Here is a 16,352-nt window from a genome sequence, read left to right as displayed (position 1 = left end):
TGCCCGGACCGACCGCCGCCCCTGGACAACGGATGTCCCCACCGCGCGCAGCACACCACCGCTGCCCACGTACCGCAGCCCCCGCCCTGCCCGACCGTCCCCGACCGGCCCCGACCGAACAGGAGATTCCGTGACCAGTTCGCCGCCCACGAGCGGGCTCACCACCCGCACCCTCGACAACGGCCTGCGCGTCGTGGTCCGCACCGACCGCTCCGCGCCCGCCGTCGCCCTCAACATCTGGTACGACGTCGGTTCGCGGCACGAGGACCTCGGCAGGACCGGACTCGCGCACCTCTTCGAGCACCTGATGTTCGAGGGTTCGCAGAACGTCGCCTCCGGCGAGCACTTCGGACTCCTCGACGCGAGCGGTGCCGACCTGAACGCGACCACCTGGTTCGAGCGCACCAACTACTTCGAGACGCTGCCCACCGGCGCGCTCGATCTGGCCCTGTGGCTGGAGGCGGACCGGATGACCGGCCTGCTCGCCGGGCTCACCCAGCAGAACCTGGACAACCAGCGCGACGTCGTGAAGAACGAACGCCGGGAGCGCTACGACAACCAGCCCTACGGCACCGTGTGGGAGCGCCTGCATCAGCTGGCCTTCCCCGCGGACAGCCCGTACCACCACGACACCATCGGCTCGATGGAGCACCTCGACGCCGCGAGCCTGGCCGAGTGCGCCGACTTCTACCGGCGTCACTACCGGCCGTCGAACGCGGTCCTGACCCTGGTCGGCGACGTCTCGACAGCGGACGCCCTCGCCTCCGTGGAACGGTACTTCGGCCACCTCGGGGCGGATCCCGCCCCGCCGCAGCCGGAGCCCGAACACCTCGGCCCCCTGACCGCGCCGCTGCGCCTCGATCTCCACGAGGACGTGCCCGCGCCCGCCGTGTACGCGCTGTGGCGGGTGGCACGCGACGGCACGCCGGAGGCCGACGCGGTGGACCTGGCGCTCCAGATCCTCGCGGGCGGCACCGCGGCCCGCCTCGGACTGCGTCTCGTCCACGGCGACGAACTGGCGCGCGGCGTCTCGCCGTTCTTCCTGCGCCAGGCCCGGGGCGACTCGTCCGCCGCGCTCATCGTCGAGGGCCGCATCGGCATCGACCCGGCCGTACTGGAGCAGCACCTCGACGAGGAACTGTGGACGTTCGCCGCGGAGGGGCCGACCGAGGAGGAACTGGCCCGCGCCCTCGCGTCGGCGGAGAGGGAATGGCTCGACGGGACCGCCGACTTCGGCGGGCGTGCCGACCAGTACTCGCGGTTCGCCTGCCTGCACGGGGACGCGGCGCTCGCCGACGGCGTCGTCGCGCGACTGCGCGCGGTCACGCCCGAGCAGGTGCGGCGGGCCGCCGCAGGACTGCTGCCCGAGCAGTGCGCCCGGGTCGTCTACCACACCGATCGGAGTGCGCACGTATGACCAGCACCGTTCCCCGTCCCACGGTTTCCGCGCCCGCGCCCTGGTTCTTCCCCGACCCGCGCCGGCGCCGCCTCGACAACGGGCTGTCTGTCCTCGTGTACGACCTTCCGGGCCGTGAACTGGCCGCCGTCCGCCTCGTCTTCGACGCGCCGCTCGCGGCCGAGGGCCGGGACGGCACCGCGTCCCTCGCCACCGATCTGTGGACCGAGGGGACCGAGGAGCTCGACGTGGCCGCCTTCGCGCGTCGGATCGAGTCCATCGGCGCCTCGTACTGGGCGGCGGCGGGACACGACGGTCCGGTGGCGGCGCTGACCGCGCCGACCGCGCGGCTGGGGGAGTCGCTGGGGTTGCTGGCCGCCAGCGTGATGCGGCCCGCCTACGCGGAACGGGAGTTCGCGCGGGTCGTGAAGGAGGAGAGGGACGCGATCGAGGTCCGCCGCGCGCAGGCCGAGTACCGCGCCTACCTCGAACTGTACGGTGCGCTGTTCACCGCCGACAGCCGCATGAGCCGCCCACTCTCAGGCACCGCGCAGGACCTCGCCGCGCTCGACGTGGCGGCCGTACGCGCCTATCACGAGCGGTTCGTGGCGCCCTCCGCGGCGACGCTCGTGCTCGTGGGCGACTTCCGGGGCACCGACGTCGACGCGCTCGTCGACGTGGCGTTCGGGCCGTGGACGGGCACGGCCGCGCCCGCCGCCGGGCAGGAGGCGAGGGCTCAGGGGCCGCGGGTACTGCTCGTGGACCGGCCGGGCGCGGTGCAGAGCGCGATCCGCGCCGGACTGCCGTCGATCGACCGGCGCAGCCCCGACTGGGCTTCGCTGGGGATCGGTACGTACGCCCTCGGAGGACACATCGGATCGCGGCTGAGCAAGGTCCTGCGGGAGGAGAAGGGCTACACGTACGGAATCTTCGCCGGCAACTCCTCGCTGCGGCACGGCAGTGTCGCGAGCATCGCCTGCGCCGTCGAGACCGACGTGACGGGACCCGCGCTCGCTGACCTCGCCGAAGTCGTGCGCTCCACGGTCGCGGGCGGGATCGACGCCGCCGAACGGGACATCGCCGCCGACTGCTTCCTGCGGGTCGGCCCGATCGCCTTCCAGACCAGCGACGCCGTGGCCGCTCAGGTGGCGGACGTCGTCTCGGAGAACCTGGAGCCCGGCTACTTCAACCAGTGGCAGGACGCGGTGCGCGCCGTCACCCCGGAGTCCGCCTCCGCGGCCCTCGGCACGCATCTGCCCTTCGACGGCCTGTCCCTGGTGGTCGTGGGCGACGCCTCGAAGATCGAGGACGCCGTGCGCGACGCCTGGCCAGGGGAGCCGTTCGTCGTACGGGCGTGAGCCGGGCGAAGCGGCCGGACTGCGTGATCATCTTCACGGCCTGCCCGTATGTTCCCGAGAACGAGTGGGTTTGGAAACGGAGTTTGGGGGATGGCCCTCCGGGCGTGGAAGCCTGGGCCCATGGCAGAGGGATCCGCGGCGTTGACGGTGAGCACGGCCGGACGTGGCGTGGCGGTCGTCCGGATGAGCGGCGGCGTCGACTACGAGAACGCGCCGGTGCTCGAAGCGGAGATACGGCGCGCGGGGGAGGACGGGGTACGGCTGCTCGTGGCGGACCTGTCGGCGCTGGAGTTCGCGGACTCCACCCTTTTGCATGTCCTGCTGGAGACACAGCGCCGCCGGCGCCGCCGGGGCACGCGTCTGGTGATCGCCGGACCGCTGCACGAGACGGTGGGGCGGCTGTTCGACGTGACGGGCACCCGTACGTTCTTCGAGTTCGCGTCCACCGTCGAGGCGGCTGCCGCCACGGCCGGCCGGGACGAGCGGCAGGGCGGCCCCCGATCCGGGCCGCCCCGCCGGACGGCGCCCTGACGGCGCGTCCCGGCGCCGGGTGGCGCCGGGTCAGGACCGCCGCGTCGGTGTGCGAGCACGTGAGTCCGCCACCGTAGGCGTCACCGGAACACCGCCGTCACCGCTGTCACTGATCGCGGGCCCGGCCGGATCACCGGCGTTCACCGCTGTCGTGGCCGCGGGTCCGGCCGGATCACCGCTGTCGCCGCCCTCACCGTCCCCCTGCCCCGTGGCGGGCCGCGCCGGTCGCGTGCGACGCGGGGGCATCAGGCGGCGCCGGCGTCTGCCGCGCGACGCAGGGCCAGCAGGCTCACCAGGTCGTACGCGACGTGCGAGGCGGCCACCGAGGTGATGTCCGCGTGGTCGTAGGCGGGTGCCACCTCCACCACGTCCCCGCCGACGATCCGCGTACCGTCCAGGCCGCGCAGGATCTCCAGCAGTTCCCGCGAGGTCAGGCCGCCCGCCTCCGGGGTTCCGGTGCCCGGCGCGTGGGCCGGGTCGAGGACGTCGATGTCCACCGAGACATAGAGCGGCCGGTCCCCGATCCGTTCCCGCACTGCCGCGACCGTGTCGTCCACCCCCCGTCGCATGACATCGGCGGCCGTCACGATGCCGAAACCGAGCCGCTTGTCCTCGGCGAGGTCGCTCTTGCCGTAGAGCGGGCCGCGGGTGCCGATGTGGCCGAGTGCCTCCGTATCGAGCAGGCCTTCCTCCACCGCGCGCCGAAACGGTGTGCCGTGCGTGTACGGCTCCCCGAAGTAGGTGTCCCAGGTGTCGAGATGGGCGTCGAAGTGCAGCAGTGCCAGCGGCCCGTGCACCCGGGCGGCGGCGCGCAGCAGGGGGAGCGAGAGAGTGTGGTCGCCGCCGACCGTCAGCACGGACGCGCCGGTGGCGGCCAGTTCGCCCACCTGCTCCTCGACGGTGGCCACCGCCTGGCCGATGTCGAACGGGTTGACCGCGATGTCCCCAGCGTCCGCGACCTGCACGGCGGCGAACGGGGACACGTCGAGCGCCGGGTGGTACGGCCGCAGGAGGCGGCTCGCCTCGCGCACCGCCGCCGGGGCGAAGCGCGCCCCGGGACGGTAGGAGACCCCGCTGTCGAAGGGGATGCCGACCACCGCGACGTCGGCGCGGCCGACCTCCTCCAGACGGGGCAGCCGGGCGAAGGTGGCGATGCCCGCGTATCGGGGGACGATCGAACTGTCCACGGGGCCGACCGGCCCGGCGGGCGCCGCGGACTCCGGCTGCGGTTGCTGCGATGTCACGGGAGGTCTTCTTCCGTACGGGGGCCGGGGCCGGGGAGGGACGAGAGGAAGGCGGACGGGCCGGAGGCGCGAACCGCGGCCCCGGCCGGTGCACCACCGAACGGCGAGCAGCTTAGGCCGCGCGTCCGGCCGGGTCACGGGACGATACGTCCCGCGCGGCGGGACTCCTAGGATGATCCGACCCGGCCGCCGTCCCCGGCCGGCCCTCCTCTTTGCCGGAGCCGGCCCATGCGCACCACCGCCCCGCAGGACCCCGAGCCGTCCGACGTCCTTCCGTCCCTCGCACTGCGCGAGCTGACCGGGGACCCCGCGCTCGGACTGGTCCCCATGACCCGCGACGCGCTGCTGGACCGGCGGATCGGCTGGGCCCACGTCAGTGAACTGCCGGACCCCGCCCCGTACCTGATCGGCGGCGAACTGCTGCTCACGGCCGGTATCGGGCTGCCGGAGGTCTCCGGGCCGGGCGAGGGGGCGCGGGCCCGCGCGTACGGCACGTACGTCGAGGGTCTGGTGCGCGCCGGTGTCGCCGCCCTCGGGTTCGGGCTCGCGCCGGTCCACCGCACGGTCCCGCCGGAGCTGGCCGCCGCGTGCGAGGAACAGGGCCTGCCGCTGCTCGCGGTGCCCGAGGCAACCGCGTTCCACGCGATCGCGCGCACCGTCGCCGCCGCCCTGCACCGTCGCCACGCCGACCAACTCCTCGGTATGGCCGAGGCCCAGGCCGCGATCGCCGGGGCGGCCCTGCACCGCACCACGCCGGTGTCCGCCGTCCTGGAGGCGACCGCCCGGGCGGCCGGCGGCTGGGCCGTCCTGCTCGACGCCGAAGGCCGGCCGCTCGCCGCGACCGCCGGGGCGCCGGAACCGGGCGCGGACCTCAGGCGGCTCGCCGTACGGCTGGGCCGGGCCGACGGTCCCCGCAGCGCCGTCGACCACGGCGCACACGGACATGTCGCGCTCCACCCGGTGGAGGGCACCGGCCGGGCGGCGCCGGGCTCCTCAGGGAGTGCGGGGGCGGGGACCGCGTCCGGGAGCGGTGTGCGGATCCTGCTGCTCGGCGGCGACCGGCCGCCGACCGCAGCGGGGCGTGGCGCGGGGACCATGGCCGCGGGACTGCTGGGACTGCTGGCCCGCACCGCACGCGCGGGAACCCAACAGGGCGCACTCGCCGCGCTGTTGCTGCTGGGCGAGGACCCGGCCGAGCCAGGCCGCGCCCGCGACCTGCTGACCTCGTTGCTCGGCGGCGGGCCGGTTAAGGACGGCGAACCGTCCGGGGGCCCGCCTCTGGTCAGGGCGCTCCGGGCACGGCGTCCGCCGGGCGCGGGCACGGGCACGGGCGGCGCCCCGGCTGGGCCGTACGTGCCGGGCCCGCTCACCGATGACATCGACGACCGCGCGGGGGAGGCGGCCGGCGGGGGAACGTTGCGCGGTGTCCTGCCCGCCGGTGCGGGACGGGCCGACCTGGAGCGGCTGCGGGAGCGTGGCGGCTGGCTCGCCGCGCTGAGCAGGCCCGTGCCGCCGGGCCTGCTGCCTGCCGCCGATCGCGAGGCCCACCTGCTGCTGCGGCAGGCCGGGGCCCGCGGTATCCCCGTCGTCGCGGAGGACCGCGGGCTCGGCATCGGCGCGGCGGTGGACCCGGACCGCGCCGGCGACTGGGCGCGGCGGACGCTCGCGCCGCTGCTCGACGAGCGGGCCGAGCCGGACGGCTCGGCGCTGGTCGAGGTGCTGCGCACCTGGCTCGGCTGCCACGGGGGCTGGGACCGTACGGCTCAGCTCACCGGTCTGCATCGCAACAGCGTCCGGCACCGGATCCGGCGCGTGGAACTGCTGCTCGGCGTCGACCTCTCCGACGCCGCGGTCCGCGCGGAGTTGCTGCTGGCGCTGGGCTGGTTCTCGGGGGCGCCCCGCCGAGACCATTTCCCTTTCCCCGCCGCCCATTTCACCGGCGAGGCGGCCCGGGGCGGCACGGAACACGAGTGAGCTTTCCGCCCATCGACTCGTTCCCGCAATCTCCCTGACCGCGTGTCAGGAATTCGGAGGGATTTGCCGGGAGACGGGACGCGAAAGGAATACGGCATCCCGGATTCGGCCCTGCGTGCTTTTCCGATCGCCCTTGGCCGGCATGATCGAAAAAAGGGGACCAGGGGTCGTTCTGCGCCTCTCGCGGTGAATGGGCAGCTCTGATCCGGCATCAATCTCCGCGCCGTCCGGGTCCTTGATCCGGAGTGACCTTATGGGCGATTTAGTGCTCTAAATCCCTAAGATCTGTTCTGGGGTGTTCGGGTAACTTGATGGCCTCTGGCGGGTGTTGTGCGGGGTGGTTGGTCGCCCTACGAGTGATATACGTCACCTGGGGGCGGATTCCACGCCCCCGAGGCCTCGCCCATTTCGTGCGCGCACAGGGCGTGTTGGGTTTTCATAAGGCCGTCGAGCGACCGGCCGGATCCTCGCTGTCAGCGTTTGGCGCATAGCTCAGTGAATTCACAACTTGTTTCGCCGCGAGGTCTTCGCTTACGTTCTCGTCATTCCGGACAGACCGCCGAATCCTGCCGCTGTCCGGATACCTCAACCAACAACCGCATCCATACGGCAGGAGCGGGGGACCCAGGTAAGTCGCCGAGCCGCGAAAGCGGACCGGCTAGGGGTCAAGTCGCATCCCATGCGGCCGGGCATCTCCAGCCCGAACCCGACAGCTCACCTCGCAGGCGACGGAGAGGAACTCAGCATGCCCAAAAAGGCCAGCCACCGTCGTCCCATGCCCCGAACGCTGACCCGCGGCCTCATGGTCGCAGGCGTGGGCGGTGCAGTGATCGCCGTACCTCTGCTGACCGCCGCCGCCGCCAACGCCGCGCCGGCCGCCCAGTCCGTGGCCCACGAGGCCGCGGTCCACCAGGCTCCGAAGGCCCCCGCGCAGGTCAGCGCGGCGGCGAAGAAGGCCGCCCACTCCGCGTACACCGTGGTCCGGGGCGACTCGCTCTCGAAGATCGCCCGCGACCACTCGCTCTCCGGCGGCTGGAAGAAGCTCTACCAGGACAACCGTGAGGCGGTCGGCGGCAACCCGTCGCTGATCCACCCCGGTCTCAAGCTCACGCTGAACGGCAAGGCCGCCCCCGCCGCCCGCACCACGGGTGAGGCGCGCAGCTCCGCCAACGGCTCCGCCCACAAGACCGTCATCAAGGCGCAGACCACCGCCGACGCCACCGCCGTCAAGACGGCGGCCCCGGCCAAGGCGGCCGCCCCGGTATACGCGAACAACCTGGACGGCTGGATACGCCAGTCGCTGAGCATCATGGGCCAGCACGGCATCCCCGGCAGCTACGACGGCATCTACCGCAACGTGATGCGTGAGTCGTCCGGCAACCCGCTGGCGATCAACAACTGGGACTCCAACGCGGCCAAGGGCACCCCGTCCAAGGGCCTGCTCCAGGTGATCGACCCCACGTTCCAGACGTACCACGTGGCCGGCACCTCGATGGACCCGTACGACCCGGTCGCGAACATCACGGCCGCGTGCAACTACGCCGCCGCGACGTACGGCTCGATCGACAACGTCAACGGCCCGTACTGACAGACGCCCCACCACTGACGGGCCCCTCGGACACACCGGGCCCGCCGGGCAACCCACAGGCCCGCCAGGCACCGCCTGGCGGGCCTGTGGCGTGTCCGCCCACGGCGGGCGGGCCGCGGTGGCCGGATCCCACCGGCTGCCGGGTCCGCCCTGGTGGCCCTCGACGAGCGCGGCCCGAGGCTCGTGGCGGGACGGGCCGCGCGGAGGCCGGGCCGCGCGGGTAGGGGGCCGCGGGTACGGGCGCCGCGGGTGAGGGTCGCGCGGGTAAGGCCCGCGCCGCCGCCGTCCCACCCGTCGTGCCGCCGCACCGCCCTCTATCCGGTGCCCCCGCCCACCGACCCCCTCCGGCCTGGCACCCCTGGTCTGCTCCCGGTGTCGCCTCAGCCCTCCACGACCCTGGTGTGCGCCCGTATATGAGTGTGATTTATGGGTCATATACGGGCAAATCGACCAGTGGGATGGGTGGGTTTCCCGGCGTATCACACCGACGTGTCCACGGCTTCGTGCGCGTCACACCGACACGATCAGGCTCCGGATGTCACACCGACGCGCCCAGGACAGCCCGGGTCGCACGGACGCGAGGCGCTCCCCACCCGTCGTCCCGGAGGAGCGGAGGCGCGGCCCGGATGACGGCAGCCGCGCGGGGCGGGTGCGAGGGGGCGGCCATGCGTGCGCGAGGGGGAGGATGTCGGATCCTGGAACGCGATGGCGAAAGCGGTGGCGGCGAGCCCGTGCGGGCCCGCCACCAGTGGCCGGGGTCAGGACGCGGAGTCCTTTTTGTTGGTAGATTCGCCATATGCCTGAGAAGGCGTCATGGGTACGCCGTTGATCTCGACGGTCTTGTACTGGCTGACCTTGGCGCAGGCCTTGGAGTCGTCCGCGGTGTCCGCGTGGGCCCCGGAGACCGCCGCCTTGGCGTCGGCCGTCGAGCCTCCCGCCCCTCCCGTCCCGGAACCGCCGGGGAACGCCGTGCCCGTCGGCCAGTCCGCACCGATCGTGAGCACGACCCCGTTCGCGTTCGACGAGGTCAGGTGGGAGGGGGGCAGGCCGAGCGCGTTCGCCGCCGTCTGCGCCGCCGCCTGCTGCCCTGGCCCGTAGGTCAGCGTGGTCTTCGACTGCGGCGCGCCCGCGTTGCCCGAGGAGCCGATGGTGAACCCCTTCCCGGTCAGCGCCGTCGCGATCGCGGCGGCGCGCCCCGACGTGCCGGTGCCGTTCTCCACCTGCACCGAGACGTCGGCGGGCGGGACGGTCGCCGACGGGGACGGCTTCGCGTCCGTCTTCGCGCCGGAGGAGGGCTTCGTCCCTGTCGTCTTCTTGCCGTCGGAGGCCGTCAGCGACTTGTCGTCGGCGATGGCAGCGAACAACGCGTCGGCGCCCGCGGCCGGCACGACCCGGTTGGCGTCCGTCGGCGACTGTCCTGTCTGCATCGTCGTGAAGGTCAGCCGCTTCGTGGGGACCTTGTTCAGGTCGTCGGCCAGCCCGATCAGCTTGGCGATGCTGTTCAGGCCGGTGTCCACCGTCATGGCCTTGGTGGCGCTGTTGGCCAGCGAGTAGACCTTGGTCGGGTTGGACAGGGTGCCCGCGCTCTTGAGCTTGCGGATCATCGCGCTGAGGAAGATGTGCTGCGCGTACGTACGGCCCAGGTCGCTGCCGTCGCCCAGCCCGTGCCGCGTGCGGACGAACTCCAGTGCCGCGTCGCCCTTGAGTGTGTGCGTCCCCTTGGCGAGCTTCAGGTGCGAGTACGTGTCGTAGACGTTGTCACTCACACACACCGACACACCGCCCACCGCGTCCGACATCTGCACCACACCGGAGAAGTCCAGCATCACGAAGTGGTCGATGGGGATCCCGGTGAGCTGGTGCACGGCGGAGACCTGGCAGGCGGGGCCGTACTGGAGCGCGCTGTTGATCTGTCCCTGGTAGCCGGGGGTCGACGGGCCGCCGTCGGTGCCCTTGCAGGCCGGGATCTGGGTCATCGTGTCGCGCGGGATGCTCATCACGGTCGCGTTGGACCGGTCCGCGGAGATATGCAGCACCATGTCGACGTCCGCGTTGTGCCCGGCCGTCGAGTCACTGGAGCCGCAGCCGCCGCCGAGCTTGCAGTCGCTCTTGGAGTTCCGGCCGTCGGACCCGATCGCCAGTATGTTGATCGGCGTCCTGCCGAACGAGTCGGCCTGCTCCTTCGAACCGCCGCCGTCTATGGCCACGCTGTGGATGTTGCCGCTGAGGTGCTCGTACAGCCAGGCGCCGCCGCCCGCGACGATCAGCACCAGCGCGGAGACCACCGTCAGCAGCGTCCGTACGACGCGTTTGCGGCGCGGCAGCGGCTTCGCGCGACGACGCTGATGGCCCCGGTCCTTGCCGCGGGCCGCCTTGCGGGCGGCGGCCCTGCCGCTCGGGGGAGCCCCGCCCGTGGAGCCGGGGGCGGGCGCGTCCTGGGGTGAGCGCTGCCGTGGCGGCCCCGAGGGTCGGTGGCGTGTCGCCTGGCGGGCGCGATCGCCGGCCCTCGGGTCCGTCATCTGCGAACTCCCTGTGCGTCAGTGGTCGTTGGACGTACAAACGGCCGACGTGGCGGCTCAGTGAGCCGTGGCGGACTTCCGCTCGGTCGCCTCGGTGGCGGCCTTCGGCGCGGTGGTCACGGGGGCCGTGGGGGCCGTGCTGAACGGCGCGGCGTCCGCCGTGACGGGAGCCGTCCGCGTGTCGTCGTCCTCCATGGACTTCATGGCCTTGACCTCGCTCTTGAAGATGCGCATGGACCTGCCGAGACCGCGGGCGGCGTCCGGGAGCTTCTTCGATCCGAACAGCAAGGCTACGACGACCACGACAAGGATCACGTGCCAGGGCTCCAGGCCGTTTCTGAGCATGCGATGCCACCTCCGGGTACGACGGGCACGGGCGGCGATCGCCACCGGCGCCATAAGGTTGCCACATTACGCAACCGAGCAACTGAGCGGCCCGGCCCGGACCCGGTCGGCACCCGCGCTCTTCGCCCGCTCGCGTAGGCTGTCGCACCGGTCCGACCGGGGACGCGCCCGGCGGTCGTCCCTACCCTGGCACGTCAATCTGTGGAGGTTCACGTGACGAGGTCGCCCGCGAGGCCGGCCGACCCGAGAGACGACGTGCTCCAGGACGCCGCCGCCGCCTTCGGTCTTCTCTCGTCCGCCGTCCGGTTGCACATCGTATGGATACTCGCCCAGGGCGAGAGCGATGTCACGGGTCTCGCGGAACGGGTCGGCGGTTCGCTGCCCGCCGTCAGCCAGCACCTCGCCAAGCTGAAGCTCGCCGGCCTCGTCCGGGCGCGGCGCGAGGGACGCCGGCAGGTCTACCTGGTCGACGATCCGGCGCTGGTGACCGTGGTCCAGTTGATGGTCGGCCAGCTCACGAGCCGCGCGGACGGGGCGCCCGGCCGGCCCGCCGCCGCGGGCGGCCCGGTCGGCCCGGTGGCCTGACAGGTCCCCGGTGGCGCCATGAAGACCAGCGAGCCCACGGTCCCCGGTACGCGCCGGCCACCGGGCACCGGCCCTGCCGCGCCGGACGGCCCCGGCGCCGGGGACGGCGACACCACCCTCGCGGTGCTCCGCGGACTCGACACGGGACCGCGCGGCCTCACCGAGGCCGACGCCGAGGAACGCCTCACCCGGCACGGCGAGAACAGCCTGCCCGCCGCACGCCCCGCGCACTGGCTGCGCCGTTTCCCCAGTGGTGTGCGCGACCCCTTCACCGGTGTCCTGCTCTGCCTCGCGATCATCTCCGCGGCCGTCTCCTCCTGGGGGGCGGCGTGCGTCCTCACCGTGCTCGTCGCGGTCAGCTGCGCGCTGCGCACCCGCGCGGACCAGCGGGCCGACCGGTCGGCCGCCGCGCTGCACGGCGCGATCGCCGCCACCGCGACCGTGCGGCGCCGCGCCGGGCCCTCGTACACCGAGACGTGCGAGCGCGAGGTGCCCACCTGTGACCTGGTGCCGGGCGACATCGTCCGGCTCGCCCCCGGCGACCTGGTGCCCGCCGACGTACGGCTGCTGCGCGCCACCGGGCTGAGCGTCCATCAGGCCGCGCTGACCGGCGAGTCGGTGCCGGTGGCCAAGCATCCCGTGGACGAACCGGCGCCCCGCTGCGACGGTGAGGGTGCCTTCGACCGGCCGCACCTGTGCTTCCAGGGCAGCAGTGTCGCGGCGGGCAGCGCGACCGCCGTGGTGACGGCCACCGGGCCGGGGACGCGGTTCGCGGCGGAGCACGGCGGGGGCGAGCGGGGATCGGACGCCGGGCGCCGGGAGCGGCCGTTCGACCGGTCGGTCAAGGGCGTGTCCTGGCTGCTCGTCCGGCTGATGGCGCTCACCCCGCCGCTGGTCCTCGCGGCCGGCGCGGTGCTGCACCGCAGCAGCCCGGAGTCGCCCGCGTTCGCGGTGGCCGTCGCGGTCGGGCTCACGCCCGAGATGCTGCCCGTCGTCGTCAACACGGTGCTGGCGCGCGGTGCGGGGCGGCTCGGCGGGCGGTACGGCGTGATCGTCAAGCGGCTGCCCGCCCTGCACGACCTCGGAGCCGTCGACGTGCTGTGCACGGACAAGACCGGAACCCTCACCCAGGACCTGCCGGTCCTGGACCGCAGTGTGGCACCGGACGGCCGCGAGGACCCGGCGGCTCTGGAGTGGGCGGCCGTCAACAGCCTCGTCACCCTGCAACTGGCGGAGGTCCCACTGCCCGACGCGCTCGACGAGGCGATCCTCGCCGCCGCCCCGCCCGGCGCCGCCGAACGGTACGAGGGTCTCGCGGCCCTGCCGCTCGACCCGGTGCGCCGCAGGTCGGGAGCGCTGGTACGGGACGGCCGCGGCCATGTGCTCGCCGTCAAGGGCGCACCCGAGGACGTGCTCGACCGCTGCACCCGGATGCGTACCGGAGAGGGCGGTGCGACGGCGGCCCTCGACGCGGCCGCGCGGGCCCGGCTCGACGCGCTGGTCACCCGGGCCGCCGGAGCCGGGCTGCGGGTCCTCGCGGTCGCCCACGCGCACCTGCCGCTGCGCCCCCGCCCGCTGACGGTCGCCGACGAGCGCGACCTCACACTCGTCGGGTTCGTCGGCCTGCGCGACGCCCTCGCCCCCACGGCCGCCGACGCCCTCGCCTCCCTCGCCCGTCGCGGCGTGTCCGTCACCGTCCTGACCGGCGACCACCCGGGCACCGCGGCCCGCGCCTGCCGCGATCTCGGCCTTGCCACCGGCCCCGGCGACGTCGTCACCGGGGACCGTCTCGACGCGCTCGACGACGGCGAACTGGCGGCTCTCGCCGCCCGTACGACCGTCTTCGCGCGCTGCACGCCCGAGCACAAGGCCCGCGTGGTGCGGGCGCTGCGCTCCGCCGGCCACACCACGGGATATCTGGGCGACGGCGTCAACGACCTGCCCGCACTGCGCGCCGCGGATCTCGGCATCTGTACGAAGGAGGCGGCGCAGGTCGCGCGTGAGGCGGCCGGTGTCGTCCTCGCCACCAAGGACCTGACCGCGCTGTCCCACGCCGTCGCCTACGGGCGCAGGGCGACCGCGAACATCCTCACGTACCTGCGGATCACGCTGTCGTCCAATGTCGGCAACGTGATCGCGATGCTCGGCGCGGGCCTGGTGATGCCGTTCCTGCCGATGCTGCCCGCCCAGGTGCTGCTGCAGAACCTGTGCTTCGACGCCGCCCAGCTGACCCTCGCGCTCGACCGGCCGCCCGAGTCCGCCGCCGACCGGCCCGCGACGCTGCACCCGCGCGGACTGCCGCGCGTGATCGCCGGGTACGGGCTGATCAACGCGTGCGCCGACCTCGCGACGTTCGCCGTCCTGGCGCTCGCCATGCCGGCGTCCCGGCACATCGACGGCCAGTCGGCCTTCCACGCGGGCTGGTTCACCGAGAACCTGCTGACGCAGGCGCTCGTCATGCTGATGATGCGCCCGCGGGGTGCGGGGCGCGGGCCGGGCAGGGTGCCGGTGCCGATCCGGGTCGCCGCCGCGTTCCTCGCGGCGTTCGGGCTGGCGCTGCCCCTCCTGCCGGCGGGCGCGGCCCTCGGCATGACGGCGCCGCCCCTGTCCTTCTATCCCCTGCTCGCCGGGGTCCTCGCGCTGTACGCGGGGGCACTGGCCCTCGCCCGGCGGCGCGGGGCGCGCTGAGCCGGCGCGTATCCGGCACCCGGGACAGCGGTGCGGGCGCCGCCCCGGCGTGCTCCGGAACGGCGCCCTCGGGGCGTGATGTCGGCCTGCCCTCAGATCACCGCGGACTCCAGCGCCTCGGGCGCGAACAGTTCCTCGGGGGTGCGGAGCCGGTCGGACAGGCCCTGCTCGTGGTGGTAGCGCAGGAACGTCGACAGGGTCCGGTGGTTGTCCTCGCCGAGCCCGTACGACCAGAAGTCCTCGCCCAGCAGGGCGCGGGCCTCCTCCAGTTGCGGGGTGAGCCAGGGCAGGGTGAAGCGCAGCGCGGACGTGTCGTACATGCTGGTGTACGCCTGCTGCTTGGCCTCCAGCATCGCCTTGTACAGCGACTGGGCGACCCACGGGTGGCGCTCGTAGACGTCCCTGCGGACCACCAGTACATGCATGATGGGGAAGATGCCGGTGTCCGCGTAGTAGGCCTTCTCCGCGCCGATGACATCGGGGAAGATCCGCTTGACCCGGGGGTCGCCCTGGGCGAACGGCGAGGGGACGCGCGGGGTGACGAGCGCGTCGATCTCGCCCTCCGCCAGCATCTGCGAGAGCGTGCGGTCACGGGGGACGGCCCGGATCTTCACCGAGTCCCCCAGGTCGACCTTCGCCTTCTCGATCCGGCCGGGGGTCTCCTGGCCGCCGGTGCGGTGCTCGTACGCGTCGAACGGCACGCCGTGCCGGTCGCCGACGATGCCGCGCATCCACACGCACGCCGTGAGCTGGAACTCGGGCGTGCCGACGACCTTGCCGCGCAGGTCCTCGGGCGACTCGATGCCCGCGTCCGCGTTCGCGTACCAGGAGCTGTGCCGGAACATCCGCGAGGTGTACACCGGCAGGGCCACGAACGGTGAGGGGTCCTGCCGCAGCGACACCACGTAGGAGGAGAGCGAGAGTTCGGCGACCTCGAACTCCTGGTGGCGCATCATCCGGAAGAAGGTCTCCTCCACCGGCAGCCGCAGATACGTCAGGTCGATGCCGTCGGGCCTGATGGTGTCCTCGTACAGCGCGCGCGTGCGGTCGTAGTCGCCGCACGCCATGGTGAGCCTGAGTCGGGGCATGGGTCCGCTCTACCTGCCTTCCGCTGTGAGCCGTGCGTCGAGCCGGGGATAGACGCGCCGGGCGTTGTCCTCGTAGATCCCGCGGAGCCGCTCGGCCGGGAGTCCGGTCGCGTCCACGTAGTGTTTGGTGTCGTCCCACGCGATGCCGGTGTCCGGGTCGACACCGCGCACGGCGCCGAGCATCTCCGAGGCGAACAGCACGTTGCCCGCCGGGACGACGCTCGTCAGCAGGTCGACTCCGGGCTGGTGGTAGACACAGGTGTCGAAGAAGACGTTGTCCATGAGGTGGACCGACGGGTCGGGCAGGCCCGACCGCATCGCGAGGCCCCGGTAGCGGCCCCAGTGGTACGGGACGGCGCCGCCGCCGTGCGGGATGACGAACCGCAGGCCGGGGAACCTGTCGAACAGGTCGCTCCCCACGAACTGCATGAACACGGACGTGTCGGCGTTGAGGTAGTGCGCGCCGAGGGTGTGGAACGCCGGGTTGCAGGACGTCGACACATGCACCATGGCCGGTACGTCGAGCTCCACCAGCACCTCGTACAGCGGGAACCAGTACGGGTCGGTCAGGGGCGGCGACGTCCAGTGGCCACCCGAGGGGTCGGGGTTGAGGTTGCAGCCCACGAAGCCCAACTGCTGAACGCAGCGCCGCAGTTCGGCTATCACGCCGTTCAGTGGGCCGTTCGCGGTCTGGGGGAGCTGGCAGACGGCCGCGAAGTGCTCGGGGAAGAGGCCGGCCACCCGGTGCACCAGGTCGTTGCTCACCTCGGCCCAGGCGCGCGCGGTCGCCGGGTCGCCGACGTGGTGCTCCATGCCGGACGCCTTCGGCGAGAACAGCATCAGGTCGCCGCCGCGCTCGCGCAACACCTTCAGCTGGTGGTTCTCGACGGACTCCCGGATCGCGTCGTCACCGATCGGTGCGAGCGAGGGGAGCGGCAGCGACGGGTCGTCCAGGCGCGCCAGCTGGGCGTCCCTGAAGGCCTGGAGCTGCGGCGGGGCGGTGGTGTAGTGGCCGTGGATGTCGATGATCACCGCG

12 protein-coding genes and 1 riboswitch are annotated in these 16,352 nt (G+C 73.1%); of the genes, 7 read left to right on the top strand and 5 right to left on the bottom strand.

Translation table 11 applies throughout. The features are described 5' to 3' along the window. Positions 1 to 130: 130 nt before the first annotated feature. From OG310_RS07700 to OG310_RS07690, 3 genes are all read left to right on the top strand, one after another. Positions 131 to 1,417, top strand: coding sequence for a M16 family metallopeptidase (locus OG310_RS07700; RefSeq protein WP_329455128.1), 1,287 nt, complete (start codon positions 131 to 133; stop codon positions 1,415 to 1,417). Then, positions 1,414 to 2,754 carry a M16 family metallopeptidase gene (locus tag OG310_RS07695; protein ID WP_329455127.1) on the top strand — a complete coding sequence of 447 codons (1,341 nt, stop codon included), beginning with the start codon at positions 1,414 to 1,416 and terminating at the stop codon, positions 2,752 to 2,754. Before OG310_RS07700 ends, OG310_RS07695 begins: the two co-directional genes overlap by 4 nt. 120 nt (positions 2,755 to 2,874) lie before the next feature. Continuing rightward, the gene (locus OG310_RS07690) at positions 2,875 to 3,285 is read left to right on the top strand and encodes an STAS domain-containing protein (protein WP_329455126.1); all 411 of its coding nucleotides are present in this window, start codon (positions 2,875 to 2,877) and stop codon (positions 3,283 to 3,285) included. Between the two features lie 245 nt (positions 3,286 to 3,530). On the opposite strand, the gene speB is transcribed toward OG310_RS07690, so the two are convergent. Beyond that, positions 3,531 to 4,529, bottom strand: coding sequence for an agmatinase (gene speB, locus OG310_RS07685; protein ID WP_329455125.1), 999 nt, complete (start codon positions 4,527 to 4,529; stop codon positions 3,531 to 3,533). Positions 4,530 to 4,757: 228 nt separating this feature from the next. Between speB and OG310_RS07680 the strand changes: the two genes are divergently transcribed. After that, positions 4,758 to 6,503, top strand: a complete 1,746-nt coding sequence (locus tag OG310_RS07680) for a PucR family transcriptional regulator (protein ID WP_329455124.1) — start codon at positions 4,758 to 4,760, stop codon at positions 6,501 to 6,503. A gap of 584 nt (positions 6,504 to 7,087) precedes the next feature. Then, positions 7,088 to 7,246, top strand: a riboswitch (cyclic di-AMP (ydaO/yuaA leader). 2 nt (positions 7,247 to 7,248) lie between these two features. Beyond that, on the top strand, positions 7,249 to 8,091 hold the full coding sequence (locus tag OG310_RS07675; protein ID WP_329455123.1) for a LysM peptidoglycan-binding domain-containing protein: 843 nt from the start codon (positions 7,249 to 7,251) through the stop codon (positions 8,089 to 8,091). Positions 8,092 to 8,849: 758 nt separating this feature from the next. Here OG310_RS07675 and OG310_RS07670 read toward each other — a convergent pair. Next, complete coding sequence (locus OG310_RS07670) at positions 8,850 to 10,610, bottom strand: LCP family protein (RefSeq protein WP_329455122.1); 1,761 nt, start codon at positions 10,608 to 10,610, stop codon at positions 8,850 to 8,852. Between the two features lie 57 nt (positions 10,611 to 10,667). Next, positions 10,668 to 10,955, bottom strand: coding sequence for a Sec-independent protein translocase subunit TatA (tatA, locus tag OG310_RS07665; RefSeq protein WP_329455121.1), 288 nt, complete (start codon positions 10,953 to 10,955; stop codon positions 10,668 to 10,670). A gap of 213 nt (positions 10,956 to 11,168) precedes the next feature. Between tatA and OG310_RS07660 the strand changes: the two genes are divergently transcribed. Both OG310_RS07660 and mgtA read left to right on the top strand, forming a co-directional pair. Then, the gene (locus OG310_RS07660; protein WP_329455120.1) at positions 11,169 to 11,540 is read left to right on the top strand and encodes an ArsR/SmtB family transcription factor; all 372 of its coding nucleotides are present in this window, start codon (positions 11,169 to 11,171) and stop codon (positions 11,538 to 11,540) included. A gap of 18 nt (positions 11,541 to 11,558) precedes the next feature. Further along, positions 11,559 to 14,228, top strand: coding sequence for a magnesium-translocating P-type ATPase (gene mgtA / locus OG310_RS07655; protein WP_329455119.1), 2,670 nt, complete (start codon positions 11,559 to 11,561; stop codon positions 14,226 to 14,228). A 92-nt stretch (positions 14,229 to 14,320) separates the two neighbouring features. Here the strand turns inward: mgtA and OG310_RS07650 are convergent, their stop codons facing one another. Both OG310_RS07650 and OG310_RS07645 read right to left on the bottom strand, forming a co-directional pair. Then, positions 14,321 to 15,316 carry an ABC transporter substrate-binding protein gene (locus OG310_RS07650; protein ID WP_329455118.1) on the bottom strand — a complete coding sequence of 332 codons (996 nt, stop codon included), beginning with the start codon at positions 15,314 to 15,316 and terminating at the stop codon, positions 14,321 to 14,323. A 9-nt stretch (positions 15,317 to 15,325) separates the two neighbouring features. Continuing rightward, on the bottom strand, positions 15,326 to 16,348 hold the full coding sequence (locus OG310_RS07645; RefSeq protein WP_329455117.1) for an amidohydrolase family protein: 1,023 nt from the start codon (positions 16,346 to 16,348) through the stop codon (positions 15,326 to 15,328). Positions 16,349 to 16,352 lie beyond the last annotated feature (4 nt).

This window comes from Streptomyces sp. NBC_01497, assembly GCF_036250695.1.
GTDB lineage: Bacteria > Actinomycetota > Actinomycetes > Streptomycetales > Streptomycetaceae > Streptomyces.
This window is presented reverse-complemented; position numbering and strand designations above follow the sequence as displayed.

Coding starts and splice junctions, on each gene's coding strand:
- OG310_RS07690 (WP_329455126.1), top strand. CDS start 2,875: ATGGCAGAGGGATCCGCGGCGTTGACGGTGAGCACGGCCGGACGTGGC.
- OG310_RS07650 (WP_329455118.1), bottom strand. CDS start 15,316: ATGCCCCGACTCAGGCTCACCATGGCGTGCGGCGACTACGACCGCACG.
- OG310_RS07675 (WP_329455123.1), top strand. CDS start 7,249: ATGCCCAAAAAGGCCAGCCACCGTCGTCCCATGCCCCGAACGCTGACC.
- OG310_RS07680 (WP_329455124.1), top strand. CDS start 4,758: ATGCGCACCACCGCCCCGCAGGACCCCGAGCCGTCCGACGTCCTTCCG.
- tatA (WP_329455121.1), bottom strand. CDS start 10,955: ATGCTCAGAAACGGCCTGGAGCCCTGGCACGTGATCCTTGTCGTGGTC.
- OG310_RS07670 (WP_329455122.1), bottom strand. CDS start 10,610: ATGACGGACCCGAGGGCCGGCGATCGCGCCCGCCAGGCGACACGCCAC.
- OG310_RS07695 (WP_329455127.1), top strand. CDS start 1,414: ATGACCAGCACCGTTCCCCGTCCCACGGTTTCCGCGCCCGCGCCCTGG.
- mgtA (WP_329455119.1), top strand. CDS start 11,559: ATGAAGACCAGCGAGCCCACGGTCCCCGGTACGCGCCGGCCACCGGGC.